This window comes from Streptomyces sp. NPDC004435, assembly GCF_042873895.1.
Lineage (GTDB): Bacteria > Actinomycetota > Actinomycetes > Streptomycetales > Streptomycetaceae > Streptomyces.
On sequence record NZ_JBIAMB010000037.1, the window covers coordinates 1 to 13173 of the forward strand.

Annotated in this window: 12 protein-coding genes and 1 pseudogene; 4 read left to right on the forward strand and 9 right to left on the reverse strand. The window is 74.0% G+C overall.

Annotation, left to right across the window (positions count from 1 at the left end; all coding sequences use genetic code 11):
- From ACFYT9_RS38610 to ACFYT9_RS38620, 3 genes are all read right to left on the reverse strand, one after another.
- Positions 1–236: ATP-binding cassette domain-containing protein (locus ACFYT9_RS38610; protein WP_389171643.1), on the reverse strand; the 236-nt coding region annotated here is incomplete at its 3' end.
- A 167-nt stretch (positions 237–403) separates the two neighbouring features.
- Entirely contained in the window at positions 404–1246 is an 843-nt protein-coding gene (locus ACFYT9_RS38615) for a DUF4097 domain-containing protein (RefSeq protein WP_389171646.1), read from the reverse strand.
- An 88-nt stretch (positions 1247–1334) separates the two neighbouring features.
- Positions 1335–1853: a toxin-antitoxin system HicB family antitoxin gene (locus ACFYT9_RS38620; protein WP_389171649.1), complete on the reverse strand. Its 519-nt coding sequence runs from the start codon at positions 1851–1853 to the stop codon at positions 1335–1337.
- A 569-nt stretch (positions 1854–2422) separates the two neighbouring features.
- Here ACFYT9_RS38620 and ACFYT9_RS38625 point away from each other — a divergent pair.
- Together ACFYT9_RS38625 and ACFYT9_RS38630 are read left to right on the forward strand one after the other, a co-directional pair.
- Complete coding sequence (locus ACFYT9_RS38625) at positions 2423–3514, forward strand: chitinase (protein ID WP_387279122.1); 1092 nt, start codon at positions 2423–2425, stop codon at positions 3512–3514.
- A gap of 101 nt (positions 3515–3615) precedes the next feature.
- A complete protein-coding gene (locus ACFYT9_RS38630; RefSeq protein WP_389171651.1) occupies positions 3616–5073 on the forward strand; it encodes an amidase in 1458 nt (485 codons plus the stop codon).
- 21 nt (positions 5074–5094) lie between these two features.
- Here ACFYT9_RS38630 and ACFYT9_RS38635 read toward each other — a convergent pair whose 3' ends face one another.
- The gene (locus tag ACFYT9_RS38635) at positions 5095–5592 is read right to left on the reverse strand and encodes a carboxymuconolactone decarboxylase family protein (RefSeq protein WP_389171654.1); all 498 of its coding nucleotides are present in this window, start codon (positions 5590–5592) and stop codon (positions 5095–5097) included.
- A 188-nt stretch (positions 5593–5780) separates the two neighbouring features.
- On the opposite strand from ACFYT9_RS38635, the gene ACFYT9_RS38640 reads away from it, so the two are divergent.
- Together ACFYT9_RS38640 and ACFYT9_RS38645 are read left to right on the forward strand one after the other, a co-directional pair.
- Positions 5781–6668, forward strand: coding sequence for a hypothetical protein (locus ACFYT9_RS38640; RefSeq protein ID WP_389171656.1), 888 nt, complete (start codon positions 5781–5783; stop codon positions 6666–6668).
- A gap of 213 nt (positions 6669–6881) precedes the next feature.
- Entirely contained in the window at positions 6882–7178 is a 297-nt protein-coding gene (locus ACFYT9_RS38645; RefSeq protein WP_389171659.1) for a hypothetical protein, read from the forward strand.
- Positions 7179–7198: 20 nt separating this feature from the next.
- On the opposite strand, the gene ACFYT9_RS38650 is transcribed toward ACFYT9_RS38645, so the two are convergent.
- From ACFYT9_RS38650 to ACFYT9_RS38670, 5 genes and pseudogenes are all read right to left on the reverse strand, one after another.
- Positions 7199–8197 (reverse strand): ABC transporter ATP-binding protein, encoded by a 999-nt coding sequence (locus ACFYT9_RS38650; RefSeq protein ID WP_389171661.1) that lies wholly within the window; start codon positions 8195–8197, stop codon positions 7199–7201.
- Positions 8194–9208: pseudogene (locus ACFYT9_RS38655) on the reverse strand (ABC transporter ATP-binding protein). The gene ACFYT9_RS38650 and the pseudogene ACFYT9_RS38655 overlap by 4 nt, the downstream one beginning before the upstream one ends.
- Positions 9208–10194 (reverse strand): ABC transporter permease, encoded by a 987-nt coding sequence (locus ACFYT9_RS38660; RefSeq protein ID WP_389171664.1) that lies wholly within the window; start codon positions 10192–10194, stop codon positions 9208–9210. The pseudogene ACFYT9_RS38655 and the gene ACFYT9_RS38660 overlap by 1 nt, the downstream one beginning before the upstream one ends.
- Positions 10191–11138 carry an ABC transporter permease gene (locus ACFYT9_RS38665; RefSeq protein WP_389171667.1) on the reverse strand — a complete coding sequence of 316 codons (948 nt, stop codon included), beginning with the start codon at positions 11136–11138 and terminating at the stop codon, positions 10191–10193. Before ACFYT9_RS38665 ends, ACFYT9_RS38660 begins: the two co-directional genes overlap by 4 nt.
- Before the next feature lie 11 nt (positions 11139–11149).
- Entirely contained in the window at positions 11150–12910 is a 1761-nt protein-coding gene (locus ACFYT9_RS38670) for an ABC transporter substrate-binding protein (RefSeq protein ID WP_389171670.1), read from the reverse strand.
- Positions 12911–13173: the final 263 nt, after the last annotated feature.

The window sequence follows — 13173 nt, forward strand, 5'->3', positions numbered from 1 at the left end:
ACCGTCATCCGGCCGGAGTCGGCGGTGACGAGGGTGGAGAGGATCTTGACGGCGGTGGTCTTGCCGGCGCCGTTCGGGCCGAGCAGGGCGAAGACCGAACCGGCCGGGATGTGGAGGTCGACGCCGTCGAGGACGGTCTTGTCGCCGTACGACTTGCGCAGACCGGTGGCGGTGATGGCGGCCGGCGCGGGACGGCCGTCCCCGGTAATGGGCATGGGCATGACAGAAGAAGGCATGAGGCCCTCCGATCGAAGGGTGAGGTGAGGAAGGAGAGCGAAGGGGGGAGCGGCGGGAGGAAGGGGGCCGCCCCCGGTGAGGTGCGCCGGCGTGAGGGTGGTGCCGGGGTGAGGGTGGTAGGGGGGGTGAGGGGGGCGCCAGGGTGAGGGTGGCGCCCGGGTGGGGATCAGGCGCGGGCGCGGCGGATGTCGATGTTGCCCCAGTTGGTGCGTGCCCGGATCTTGACGGTGTCCTCGGTCTCCGTCGGGGCGTCGGACGCGCTGAGCGCGTTGCGCACCTGTCCGCGGTGGGAGCTGACGTCGAGCCAGGCGGCGGTGCCCTCGCGGACGCCGACCTCGATGGAGCCGTTGGACGTCTCCAGGTGGACCTCGCCGTGCGAGACCTCGGAGACGCGGAGGTTGCCGTGGGTCGTGGTGCCGGTGACGTTCGAGTCGGCCCGCACGATCTCGACGGCGCCGTGGGCGCCGTTCACCCGGAGCTCGCCGGTGACGCGGTCCACGATCGTGCTGCCGTGGGAGTTCTTCAGGACGGCGGGGCCGGCGATCGTGCCGACGCGCAGGCTGCCGGTGCTGCTGGTGATCTCGGCGGGGCCCTCGACCCGGTCGACGGTGGTCGCGCCGTGTGCCGCGTCCAGGGTCAGCGGGCCGGTGGTGTCGAGGCGGACCTCGCCGGCCGAGACCTTGACGCTGGTCTCGCCGAGCCGCCCCTCGCCGATCACGGAGGCGCCGGTGCCGGTCACGTCGACGCGGGAGCCGGTGGGCAGGTCCAGCGCCACGTCCACGGTGCCGCCGCGGCCGAGCAGGTTGGCCTTGGGCGTCCTGACGGTCAGCACCCCGCTCGCGAACGAGATGTCGGTCTGCTCGGCCGCCCGGACGTCCAGGTCCTTCTTCGCGTTGCGCGGCCGGACCTCGACGACGGTGTCGGGGCGGTCGCCCGCGGTGATCTGGAGCGAGCCGGCGTACACGAACGCGGTGACGGAGATCGGTGCGGGAGTGTCGAAAGAAGGCATGGCTGTCCCGTCCTCTTGGGTCGTCGGGTCGTCCCCGCGAGTGGGGGCCGTGTTCGGGAAGGAAGTGGTGCGGGTGGGGGCGCGCGGGCTAGCGGACCCAGCCCGTGATGCTCTGTCCGACGGTCCGGGTCCTCTCCGGAGGTCGGGTGGCGGTTCCGCCGCCGACCGCCGCCGAGACGGCCCGCACGAGCCAGGCGTTGACCGACAGGCCCTCGCGGGCGGCGGCCTCCTCGGCGCGGGCCTTGAGGTGGGCCGGCAGGCGCAGGTTGACGCGGGCGGTGCCGCCCTCGTCGCCCTCGGCGACCGCCGGGACGGGGAACGGTTCGCCGGGCGGAGCCGGCTGTGCGGGGGCGCCGCCCTCGGTCGGCGGCAGGGTCACCACGAAGTCGGGGTCGAGGCCGCGCAGCCGTACGTCGACCGATCCGGGGGCGAGCTCGCGGGTGATCTCGTCCATCGCGGCGGAGAGCACGTTGAGCATGGTGAGACGGGTCGCCGACTCCAGGGGGGCGGTGAGCCGCTCGGCCAGGTCGCGCGCTTCGTCGCCACCGGCCTCGGCGGCCACTGCGAGTTCGCGGCGGAGGCTGTCGACGTACGGGGTGAGGTCCATGACGTCATCATGGCACCACCATGGCGCCATGTGCAACCCCTGGTGGTGCCAAGTGGCGCCGAATGGCACTAGATGGCGCCATGGGTGGCTCCGGCCAGCGCCGGCTGGTGCCACCGGGCCTCGCCCGGCGCTGCCCGGCGCCGCCCGGCATCGGCTGGCGTCACGTGGTGCCATGTGGGCGCGGGAGCGGTGCCACGTGGTGCCACGTGGTGCGGGAGTGGTGTCATGTGGTGTCGTGCCGACCGGGGCGCCCGGGCGGTCGCGCGCGGCGGGGGCCCCGTACCTCGGGCGACCCGCGCCGGGCCCCCGACTTCGTGGTGGCGGCGGTGTGCGCCCGGGCTTGTCGCCAAGGCTGCCATCCGGGCGGTGGCGGCCCCGCCCGTCCGGCCCCGCGCCCCTGGTGGGCGGGCCGGCTGCGGGGCGCCGGGCGCGGCTTCTGCGGCCGCCTCCTGGCCGACTCAACTCGCTTCTGTGTCCGGGTGGTTGACGGTAGGTCTGGACCAATCTACGGTCGGCGGAAGCGCGCGCCATGCCCCGGACCGACCCCCCACGTCCCAAGGAGCACACGCATGCCAGGCTCACGGATCGTCCGCGCCCTCGGAGCGGGTCTGGGCGCCCTCGCCGCCCTGCTCGCCACCGTCACCGCCGCCCCCGCCCAGGCCGACTCCGGCCCCGGAGGCGCCGCCCCCGCCGCCTCCGCCGCCGACACCTGCGCCCTCAAGCCCCGCCCCGCCGGCAAGGTGCTCCAGGGGTACTGGGAGAACTGGGACGGCGCCGCCAACGGCGTCCACCCGCCCTTCGGCTGGGTGCCCATCGACGACCCCCGGCTCGCCGCCCACGGGTACAACGTCATCAACGCCGCCTTCCCCGTCATCAGGTCGGACGGCACCGTGCTGTGGGAGGACGGCATGGACAACACCGTCCGCGTCTCCACCCCCGCCGAGATGTGCCGCGCCAAGGCCGCGGGCGCCACCCTCCTCATGTCCATCGGCGGGGCCGCCGCCGGCATCGACCTCAGCTCCCAGGCGGTCGCCGACCGCTTCGTCGCGACGATCGTGCCGATCCTCCAGAAGTACAACTTCGACGGCATCGACATCGACATCGAGACCGGGCTCGTCGGCAGCGGCAGCATCACCACCCTCTCCGCCTCCCAGGCCAACCTGATCCGCATCATCGACGGCGTCCTCGCCCGCATGCCCGCCGGCTTCGGCCTCACCATGGCGCCCGAGACCGCCTACGTCACCGGCGGCAGCGTCGCGTACGGCTCGATCTGGGGCGCCTACCTCCCGATCGTCAAGAAGTACGCGGACAACGGGCGCCTGTGGTGGCTCAACATGCAGTACTACAACGGCAGCATGTACGGCTGCTCCGGCGACTCCTACTCCGCCGGGACCGTCGCCGGGTTCACCGCCCAGACGGACTGCCTCGACCGGGGCCTGGTCATCCAGGGCACCACCATCCGCGTCCCGTACGACAAGCAGGTCCCCGGCCTGCCCGCCCAGCCCGGCGCGGGCGGCGGCCACATGTCGCCCGCCCTCGTCGCCCAGGCGTGGAACCACTACGGCGGCAAGCTCAAGGGCCTGATGACCTGGTCGGCCAACTGGGACGGGTCGAAGAACTGGACCTTCGGCGACAACGTCAAGCGGCTCCAGGGACGTTAGGGCCTGGCCTGTCGGGCGGTTCCCGTCGGGTCCGGCCCGCCCGGCACGCACGCCGGGATCCGCCCGCCCGGCCCTCGCGTGTTACCCGCGGGTACGTCATGATGGCAGCGACGACGGTACCCAACCACGACCCGGGGGCTGAGGCAGCGGTGACTTTCGAGAAGCGGACCACGGTGCACGCCTTCCGGGACGACTCCCTCGGCGAGCACGACGCCGTCGGTCTCGCCGCGGCGATCCGGCGGGGCGAGGTCGGCGCCGCCGAGGTCGCCAGGGACGCGGCCGCCCGCCTGCGGGCGGTCGCGGAACTCAACGCCGTACAGGTCCCGCTCGACCCGCCGGAGCTCCGCGGCGGCACCGGCGGTGCCTTCGCCGGCGTCCCGACCCTCGTCAAGGACAACACCGACTACGCGGGCCTGCCCACCGGCCACGGCAGCGCCGCCTTCACACCCCGGCCGGCCCGCCGGCACGCGCCCTTCGTCCGGCAGCTGCTCAGCACCGGCGTCACCGTCGTCGGCAAGACCCGGCTGCCCGAGTTCGGCTTCAGCCCGACCACGGAGTACGAGTCCGACGCCCCGGTCCGCAACCCCTGGCACACCGGCCACTCCGCGGGCGGCTCCTCCGGCGGCGCCGCGGCGCTCGTCGCCGCCGGCGCCGTCCCCCTCGCCCACGCCAACGACGGCGGAGGCTCCATCCGGATCCCCGCCGCCTGCTGCGGCCTCGTCGGCCTCAAGCCCACGCGGGGCCGGGTCGTCGCCAACGACCAGAGCCGCCACCTGCCGGTGGACCTCGTCGTCGACGGCGTCGTCACCCGCACCGTCCGCGACTCGGCGGCCTTCCTGGCCGCCGCGGAACTCCACCGGCGCCACCCGAAGCTGCCGCCGGTCGGCCTGGTCGAGGGACCCTCGGACCGCAGGCTCCGCGTCGGCTACCTGCTCGACTCGCCCAACGGGGTCCGCTGCGACGACGACACCCGCGCCGCCGTCACCGACACCGTCGCCACGCTCCGCGGCCTCGGCCACACCGTCGAGCCCGTCACCATGGAGATCGACCCCCGCTTCACCGAGGACTTCCTCACCTACTGGGGCATGCTCTCCTTCCTCCTCGGCGCCTCCGGCCGCACCTTCGGCGCCGACTTCGACCGGCACCGCATGGACGGGCTCAGCCGGGGACTGCGCGAGGAGTACGTGAAGCGCTGGCGCGGTACCCCGGGCGTCGTCCGCCGGCTGCGCCGGACCAAGCTGGCCTACGCGGCGGCGCTGCGCGGGCACGACCTCGTCCTCACCCCTGTCCTCGCCCGCACGACGCCGCCGATCGGACACCTCGCCCCCACCGTCCCGTACCCCGTCCTGGTCGAGCGGATCCTGGAGTACGTGGCCTACACGCCCGTCGACAACGTGGTGGGCACCCCGTCGCTGTCGCTGCCCAGCGCCCGCACCACGGCCGACGGGCTGCCGGTCGGCGTCCTGCTGTCCGGCCGCCCGGGCAGCGAACGCACCCTGCTGGAGGCGGCGTTCGCCCTGGAGGCCGAGCGCCCCTTCCGGCGCGTCCAGGACGCCTGACGCCCGCAGTGCCCGGAAGGCTCAGTCCCACTGCCGGTCGGCGAGGGAGGTGACCGGCGCGGGCTTGCCGATCACGGCGAGGGCGACGAAGAAGTTGATCTGCCCGATGGCGATCGTCAGCGTCGCCAGGGCCTTGTCGTCGTAGTACCGGGCCACCTCCGCGTACAGCTCGTCCGTGACGCGCTCCCGGCCCGGCCCCGCGGGCCGGAGGGTGGCCTCGACGAGCGCGAGGGCGGCACGCTCGGCCTCGGTGAACCAGGGGGCGTCCTGCCAGGAGGCGACCGCCGTGATGCGCTCCTCCGACTCGCCCGCCTTGCGGAGGAAGCCGGTGTTCAGCACGGTCAGATAGGTGTTGCCCACGATCTGGCCGGCCCGCAGGTGGACCAGGCCGATGGTGGTGCGCGGCACGGAGCGGTTGCCGGTGGCGCGGAAGAGCGCGGCGCTGATGTCGGCGAGCTCGGGCACGAACTCGCCCGGGTTCGGCATGCGGGAGATGGAGCGGGTGGTGGTGTCGGTCATCGTGACTCCCTCGTCGGTGGCTGCGGTGCCGGTCCGCCCGGCGCCTTCACTCGACTGACGGAGCTCCGCGCGGAAGTGTGACAGCGGCGGGCGCCGGTTCCTCGCGCCGCCCTGCCGAGCGGGTGACGGGCGGACGCCCGGCGGAGGTTCGCCCCGACCCGCCGCGCCCGGCGCAGCAGAGTGGGCGCATGGATGTCGAGCAGGTCACCGGCGAGCTGTACGGGCTGCGGCCGTCGGAGTTCACGGCGGCCCGGGACGCGTACGTGGCCGAGGCGCGGCGGGCGAAGGACCCGGCCGCGGCGAAGGCGATCGCCGCGCTGCGCCGGCCGCCGCTCGGTGTCTGGGCGGCGAACCTGCTGGCCCGTGAACGACCCGAGGAGGCGGAACGCCTCCTCGCGCTGGGCGAGTTGCTGCGCGAGGCCCACCGGACGCTCGACGGCGACCGGCTGCGGGAGGCGAGCCGGCGGCAGCACCAGCTGGTCGCGGGGCTCGTCCGTACCGCCGCCGCGCTCGCCGAGGACGCCGGACAGCCCGCGAGCGACGCCGTCCTCGCCGACGTCGAGCGGATCCTCCACGCCGTTCTCGCCCTCCCGGACGTCGCGGGTCCGTGGGCGAAGGGCCGACTCGCCGCGATGCCGGAGGCGGCCGTCGGCTTCCCCGCCGTACCGCCCGGGACCCCGACCTCCCGTCCCCGGGCCGCCGCCCCCCGGAAGGAGGGAGACGACCGCGTGCGGGCGGAGCCGGAGGGGGCGGCGGAGGCCGAAGCGGCCCGTGCGGCAGCGGCGGAGGCCCGGGCCGTCCTCACCCGCAGGGAACGCGAGCGCGACGCCGCCCGCGAGGCGGAGGCCGCCGCGCGGACGGCGGTCGCGGAGACCGCCGGCCGGCTGCGCCGTGCCGAACGGGAACGGGAGGAGGCGCGGAAGGCGGCCACCGCGGCCGAGCGGGCCGCGAAGGACGCCGCCGAGGCCCTCCGGGCCGCCGAGGCGGCCCTCGGGGAGGCGCGGAAGGCGGCCGACCGCGCCGAGAAGCGGACCCGTCTCCCCACGAGCGCCCGCCGGGGACCGGCCGGGGCGTGAGGGCCCGCTCCCGTACGCCCCCGACCGCAGCCGTCCCGCCCAGCCGCCCCTGGGCGGGCACTTCCCGGCGGGCAGATCGGGTAGATCAGGTAGATCGGGCGCCGGGGGCGGCGGCGCTTCCCGCCCCCGGCGCCCGGGCCTGAGTACCAGGCGCCGCCCTCCTGAGTACCCGCCCGGATCCGGTGCCGCGGGGCCCGGTGATCGACTGGAGCCATGACGACTTCCGCCCTCGCCCCCGCCGACCCGACCTGGTGGAAGGCTCCGCTCGCGGTGACCCTTCCCGGCCTGCCCCTGCTCGTCGGCCAGCTGACCTTCTTCGGCGTCGGCCATGTGAGCGGCCTCGACCTGATGACGGCGGTCGCCGCCGTGCTGCTGGTCCTCTGCTGGCTGCCGCCGTACCGGCGCTCCCTGCGGGGATGGCGGATCACCGCCGCGTCGGCCGCCCTGCTGCTGATCCTGGCGCCCTGGGCGACGGCCGTGCTGATGGGCCTGGCGATGTCCTCCGGCTGAGCCGGAGCCGGACCGGGTGCTCAGCCCTCCTCCGGGAAGTGGCAGGCCACCTCCCGGGGTTCGCCCGCCGCGAGCGGGCGCAGGGGCGGTGCCTCGGCGCGGCAGACCGGCTGGGCCTTGGGGCAGCGCGGGTGGAAGCCGCAGCCCGGCGGGGGAGCGGCGGGGCTCGGAGGGTCGCCGAGGAGGGTGATGCGCTCCCGGGCCCGCTCCGCCGCCGGGTCCGGCAGCGGTACGGCGGAGAGCAGCGCCCGCGTGTAGGGGTGCGCGGGGGCCCCGTACACCCGCTCCTTCGCGCCGATCTCGACGATCCGGCCGAGGTACATCACGGCGACCCGGTCGCAGGCCCGCTTCACCACCGACAGGTCGTGGGCGATGAACAGGTAGGCGAGGCCGAGTTCGTCCTGGAGCCGCTCCATCAGGTTGACGATCTGCGCCTGGACGGAGACGTCGAGCGCGGACACGGGTTCGTCGGCGACGACCAGCCGGGGGCCGGTGGCGAGCGCGCGGGCGATGCCGATGCGCTGTGCCTGGCCGCCCGAGAACTCGTGCGGGAACCGGTCGGCGTGCTCCGGGATGAGGCCGACCAGTTCCATCAGCTCCAGCGCCCGCTCGCGCGCCTCCGCCGGCGCGGTGCCCTGCACCAGCAGGGGGTCGGCGATGATCCGGGCCACCGGCCGACGGGGGTTGAGGGAGGAGTGCGGGTCCTGGAAGACCATCTGGATCTCGCGGCGGAGCGGCCTCAGGGCGCGCTGCGGGAGGTGGGCGATGGGCCGTCCGTCGTACTCGACGGAGCCGGCGGTCGGCTCCAGGAGCCGGACGATCATCCGGCCGGTGGTCGACTTGCCGCAGCCGGACTCGCCCACCAGGCCGAGGGTCTCGCCCGCCGCCAGGTCGAAGCCGACGCCGTCGACGGCACGGACGGGCGCCGAGCGGCGCCGGCCCGGGAAGGTCATGGCGAGGTCCCGGACCCGCAGCAGCGGCGGCGCGCTCACCGCGGTGGAGGATGTCGTGAGGGTCACGGAGCGGTCCCTTCGTACGCGGCCACGGCCGGGAAGGCGGCGAAGTGGCAGGCGGCGGTGTGGCCTTCGGGTCCGCCGAGCACGGGCCGCTCGGTGGCGCACCGGTCCCGCTCCCCGGCGGTGCCGGCCGCCGCGCGGGCGCAGCGGGGCGCGAAGGCGCAGCCGGGCGCGGGGTCGAGGAGGGACGGCGGGCTGCCGGGGATGGCCCTCAGGGGTACGTCGTCGGGGTCGTCGAGGCGGGGCAGGGAGTCGAGCAGCCCGCGGGTGTAGGGGTGCGCGGGCGAGGCGAACAGGGTGTCCACCGGGGCCTGTTCGGCGGCCCGCCCGCCGTACATGACGAGCACCTCGTGGGCGACCCGGGCCACCACGCCCAGGTCGTGGGTGATCATCACGATGGAGAGCCGGCGCTCCCGCTGGAGCCGGGCGAGCAGGTCGAGGATCTGGGCCTGCACGGTGACGTCGAGGGCGGTGGTGGGCTCGTCGGCGATGAGCAGGTCGGGCTCGCAGACCAGTGCCATCGCGATCATCACCCGCTGGCGCATGCCGCCGGAGAACTGGTGGGGGTACTCCCCGACCCGGCGCTTCGGTTCGGGGATGCCGACCTCGGCGAGCGCCTCGACGGCCCGGGCGCGGGCGGCGGCCCGCCGGGAGCCGAAGTGGACCCGGTGGTGCTCGGCGATCTGCTCGCCGACGGTGTAGTAGGGGTGGAGGCTGGACAGCGGGTCCTGGAAGATCATCGCCATCCGCCGGCCGCGCAGCCGGGTTGAGCTCCTGCTCGGGCAGCCCGACGAGTTCGCGCCCGTCGAGGGCGACGGAGCCGGTCACCTCGGCGCCGGTGTGCAGGCCGAGGACGGCGAGCGAGGTCACGGACTTGCCGGAGCCGGACTCGCCGACGATGCCGAGGGTGCGGCCGTGCGGCACGTCGAACGAGAGGGAGTCCACGGCCCGGACGGGGCCGCGCGGGGTGGGGAAGGTGACGGTGAGGTCACGTACGGACAACAGGGCGGCCATCAGTACCTCACTCGCGGGTCGACGACGGCGTACAGCAGGTCCACGACCAGGTTGGCGACGACGATGAAGGTGGCGGCCAGGAGCGTCACTCCGAGGATGACGGGCTGGTCGCCGGAGGTGAGGGCGCCGTAGAAGAGGCGTCCCACGCCGGGGAGTCCGAAGAGGGACTCGGTGATGACGGCGCCGGCGAGAAGCCCGCCGAGGTCCATGCCGAAGAGGGTGAGGACCGGGGTCAGGCCGGCCCGCAGGCCGTGCTTGACGACGACCGTGCGGCGCGGCAGGCCCTTGGCGCGGGCGGTGCGGATGTACGGCTCCGCCATGGACTCGATCATCGCGCCGCGGCTCTGCCGGGCGTACATGGCGGCGTACAGGACCGCGAGCGCCAGCCACGGCAGCAGCAGGTTCGACGCCCAGGAGAGCGGGTCGGTGGTGAGGGGGACGTACTGCGGGTAGGGGAGCAGTCCGGTGAGCCGGATCAGTCCGTGGATGAGGAGGACCGAGGTGAAGTAGACGGGCAGGGAGGCGGCGGCGACGGCGCCGACCATCAGGGCCCGGTCGGTGAGGCTGTCCTTGCGGAGCGCCGCGGTGATGCCGGCCGACAGGCCGAGGACGAGCCAGAGCACGGCGGCGCCGGCGGCGAGCGAGGCCGAGACCGGGAGGCGGTCGACGAGCAGGGCCCAGACGTTCTCGCTGTTCTCGTAGGAGTAGCCCAGGCAGGGGAAGCCGCAGTGGAGCGCGTACTGGCCGCTGCCCATGGTGCGGCCGGTGAAGACACCGGTGACGAAGTCGGCGAACTGGGTCCAGAGCGGCGCGTCCAGGCCCATGTGGGCGCGGATCGCCTCCAGGCGTTCGTCGCTGCACGCCTTGCCGCAGGCGGCCGCCGCCGGGTCGGAGGGCAGGACGTAGAAGATGGTGAAGGTGACGGCGGCGATGGCCAGGAGGACGCCGAGCACCCCGAGGAGCCGGCGGCCGAGGTAGAGGATCACGTACGGCTCCCCCGGGGGTCGAGGACGTCGCGCAGCGCGTCGCCGAGGAGGGTGAAGGCGAGGACGGTGAGGAAGAGACAGAAGCTGGGGACGAGGAAGTACATGGGGTCCGTGTCGTAGTACGCGACGCTCTCGGCGATCATCTGGCCCCAGGACGGGGTGGGCGGGCGGACCCCGACGCCGAGGTAGCTGAGCGCCGCCTCGGTGGCGATCATGCCGGGGACCATGAGCGTGGTGTAGGCGATGACCGGTCCGGCGACGCCCGGGAGGATGTCGCGGGCGAGGATCCGCCAGGGTCCCGAGCCGCCGACGCGGGCGGCGTCGACGTACTCGCGGTGCTTGAGGGAGAGGGTCTGGCCGCGGACGACGCGGGCGACGCCGGGCCAGCCGAACAGGCCGATCACGAGGATCATCAGGAGGATCCGGTCGACGTCCCTGGCCACCGACATCATCGCGATCATGAAGATGAGGGAGGGGAAGGACATCGTGAGGTCCATCAGCCGGGAGAGCACGGTGTCGGTGCGCCCGCCGAAGTAGCCGGCGGCGACGCCGGCCGCCGTGCCGGCGACGACGACGATCGCGGTGGCGGCGAAGGCGATGAGCAGCGAGACCTGGGCGCCGTGGACGACCCGGGCGAACAGGTCGCGGCCGGTGACGGGTTCGACGCCGAGCCAGTGCTCGGCGGAGACTCCGCCGAACGGCCCGATCGGCAGCCCGCCGAGGTACGGGTCGACGGCCGACTTGTCGAACTCCTCCGGACCCCAGCCGCCCAGCGCGCTGATCAGCGGGGCGGCGACGGTCATCAGCGCGAAGACGGCGACGACGGCGAGGGAGAGCTTGAGGGAGGCCCGGCGGCGGAGTTCGGCGCGGACGAGCCGCCATGCCCCGCCGCCGGCGTCCGGCGGAGCGGACGCGGCAGCGGTGGTGGTCGTGGTCGTGGTCATGGGTGGGGGCGTCATCGGTCCGTGCTCTTGGACGGGTCCTTGAGGCCGACCGTGGCGTAGTCGATCTGGCCGCCCCACGAGGTGTGGCCGAAGGCACCGGCGATGTTGGTGCCGAGGACGAGGGGGCGGCGCTTCACGGCGCCGGGGGCGACGGGGGCCTGGGCGAGGATCCGGCCGTCGAGCTCCTGCCACGCCTTGTTGGCGGCGTCGCCGTCGGTCATCGCGGAGATCTCGTCGATCCGCTTCTGGGTGGCGTCGTCGCGGAAGAGGGAGTGGTTGCCGGAGTTGCCCTTCTCCTTGATGGAACGCCCGTCGAAGACGAAGGGGAGGAAGGTGGATCCGGACGGGAAGTCGGGACACCAGCCGGTGTAGACGAGGTCGGTGCGGTTCCTGGTGTCGCCGATGGTGTCGTAGAAGGCGGACGGGTCGACGGTCTCGATCGTCACCTCGATGCCGACCCGGCCCAGGGACTGCTGGATGGCCTCGCCGATGGCCTTGTCGCCGCTGGAGACGGTGACGCTGGTGGAGAAGCCGCCGGCCTTCCCGGCCTCCTTCAGGAGCTGCTTCGCCTTCTCGGGGTCGCCGGCGACCGGAATCTTCAGGGTGTCGGGCTGCTTGCCTCCGGCGAAGAGCGCGCCCGGCATGGCGGCGGTGGACGCCTCGGTGAGGGCGGGTCCGCCCGCGGCGGTGACGATCGCCTCGCGGTCGAGCGCGTACTGCACGGCCTGGCGGACCTTCAGGTCGGTGAAGGGGGCGCGGCCGGTGTGCATCTGGAGCATCTCGTTGCAGGTGCTGGACTCGGCGAGGAGCCGGGCCTTGACCTCGGGCTTCGTCAGCACCTTGGAGGTGGACTCGGGGCGGAGGGCGGCCCACGGGATCGCGGAGGCGTCGGCGCCGGAGGAGGCGATGAGGCGGTCGTCGACCTGATTGGCCTTGAGGCCCATGGTGACGACGATCCGGTCCGGGTACGCCTTGCGGACGGAGTCGGTCTGCGGGTCCCAGTGGGTGTTGCGGACCAGGACGAGCCGCTTGTCACGGGCGTAGGACTCGATCTTGTACGGCCCGGAGGAGAAGGGGCGGTTGTCGTACTGGGGGCCCTTGTCCCGGGCCTTCGGCACCGGGGAGAAGGTCGGCAGGGTCGCGGCGAAGGGGAACTCGGCGAACGAGGTGTGGAATTCGAAGACGATCGTGCGCGCGTCGGGCGTCTTCACCGAGTCGAGGTGCTTGCCCTCGGCCGGGCCCCGGTACCCCTTGGCGCCGGCCAGGTAGCGGGCGGCGTAGTCGGGGCCGCCGGGCAGGTCGGGGGAGAAGGACCGCTCGACGTTGTGCTTGATGTCCTGGGCGGTGACGGGGGTGCCGTCCTCGTAGGTGAGGCCGGGCTTCAGCCGGAAGGTCCAGGTCTTCGCGCCGTTCGAGGGGGTGCCGAGGTCCTCGGCGAGGTCGGGGACGAGCTCGCTGCCCTCGGCGCCGGGCTCGGCCTTGTACGTGACGAGGGTGCGGTAGAGCAGCCGGGTGCCGAAGTCCATGTCGGGCATGACCCAGTTGCGGGCCGGGTCGAGGTGGGAGAAGTCCTGGTTGGACAGGATGGTGAGGGTGCCGCCCTTCTGCGGGGTGCCGCCGAGGACCGCGCCGGCGTTGGCGGCCGCGGGGTTCTTCCGGTCGCCTCCCGTGCCGGCGGCCCGGCCGTCGGACGCGCCGCCGGTGCAGGCCGCGAGGGCGAGGGTCAGGGACGACACCAGGGCGGTGGCCAGGGTGCGGGTGCGCTTGTTCATGGGTCACTCCGAGGAGAGCGGGAGAGCGGTCGGACAGCCGAGCGGCCGGAATGTGACCCGTAACATAGTAATGTGAAATTGCACTGACAAGGCGTGAGCTCCGGACCGGCCCGTCCGTTACCCATCCGTGTCCCGGAGGGACTGCCTCCGCTCAGGCGCCGACAGGCGGCTCCTTCAACTTCCCCGCCACCGGCTCCGAGTTCACGCTCGCCGACCGGGGCGGCAACGACGGCGGCCGGCCCCCTGGCTGCTGCCGAACACCG

Bases quoted from the DNA above. Each gene is read 5' to 3' on its own strand.
- ACFYT9_RS38615 (WP_389171646.1), bottom strand. From the start codon at position 1,246: ATGCCTTCTTTCGACACTCCCGCACCGATCTCCGTCACCGCGTTCGTG.
- ACFYT9_RS38620 (WP_389171649.1), bottom strand. From the start codon at position 1,853: ATGGACCTCACCCCGTACGTCGACAGCCTCCGCCGCGAACTCGCAGTG.
- ACFYT9_RS38625 (WP_387279122.1), top strand. From the start codon at position 2,423: ATGCCAGGCTCACGGATCGTCCGCGCCCTCGGAGCGGGTCTGGGCGCC.
- ACFYT9_RS38630 (WP_389171651.1), top strand. From the start codon at position 3,616: ATGGCAGCGACGACGGTACCCAACCACGACCCGGGGGCTGAGGCAGCG.
- ACFYT9_RS38635 (WP_389171654.1), bottom strand. From the start codon at position 5,592: ATGACCGACACCACCACCCGCTCCATCTCCCGCATGCCGAACCCGGGC.
- ACFYT9_RS38640 (WP_389171656.1), top strand. From the start codon at position 5,781: ATGGATGTCGAGCAGGTCACCGGCGAGCTGTACGGGCTGCGGCCGTCG.
- ACFYT9_RS38645 (WP_389171659.1), top strand. From the start codon at position 6,882: ATGACGACTTCCGCCCTCGCCCCCGCCGACCCGACCTGGTGGAAGGCT.
- ACFYT9_RS38665 (WP_389171667.1), bottom strand. From the start codon at position 11,138: ATGACCACGACCACGACCACCACCGCTGCCGCGTCCGCTCCGCCGGAC.
- ACFYT9_RS38670 (WP_389171670.1), bottom strand. From the start codon at position 12,910: ATGAACAAGCGCACCCGCACCCTGGCCACCGCCCTGGTGTCGTCCCTG.